1 protein-coding gene is annotated in these 859 nt (G+C 70.1%); it reads left to right on the top strand.

Going from position 1 to position 859, the window contains the following annotated elements; translation table 11 throughout:
* Nucleotides 1-859, top strand: an 859-nt coding sequence (locus AC3WJU_RS22460; protein WP_492260928.1) for a 2-hydroxyacid dehydrogenase, incomplete at both ends; no start/stop codon positions are given.

Raw genomic sequence — 859 nt, 5'->3', positions numbered from 1 at the left:
CGGGTTCGGAGTCGATCGGCCGCGAGGAGCTCCTGCACCGGGTGGCCGGGGCAGACGCCGTGGTGAGCCTGCTCACCGAACGCATCGACGCCGAGCTGCTCGACGCCGCCGGCCCGCAGCTCAAGGTCGTCGCGAACGTGGCCGTGGGCTATGACAACATCGACGTCCCCGCCTGTACGGAACGGGGCATCGTGGCCACCAACACGCCAGGGGTGCTCACGGAGGCAACCGCCGACATCGCCATGGGCCTCGTCCTCATGGCGACCCGCCGGCTGGGTGAGGGGGAGAGGCTTATCCGCTCCGGCCAGGCCTGGAAGTGGGGGATGTTCTTCCTGCTCGGGTCCAGCCTGCAGGGCAAGACCCTCGGCGTCGTCGGCATGGGCGGCATCGGGCAGGCGACCGCGCGCCGGGCCAAGGCCTTCGGCATGGACATCGTCTACCAGTCGCGCAGCGAGCTCGATCCGGTGATCGCCGCCGAGCTTGGCGCACGGCGGGTCGACCTCGACGAGTTGCTGACGGTGTCCGACGTCGTCTCGCTGCACTGCCCGTACGGGCCCGCCACGCATCATCTGATCGGCGCCGAACAACTCGCGGCGATGAAGAGCTCGGCGTTCCTCGTCAACACCGCGCGCGGACCGATCGTCGACGAAACGGCACTCGCGTCCGCGCTCCGCGAGGGCGTCATCGCCGGTGCCGGGCTGGACGTCTTCGAGCGTGAGCCCCAGGTCCATCCCGAATTGCTGGACCTGGAGAACGCGGTGCTCGTGCCGCACCTCGGCTCCGCGACCGTGGAGACGCGCACCGCAATGGCGATGCTCGCCGCCGACAACGCCCTCGCCGTGCTCAGCGGCGAACAACC

This window comes from Arthrobacter sp. FW306-1B-F12A (assembly GCF_058781865.1).
This window is presented reverse-complemented; position numbering and strand designations above follow the sequence as displayed.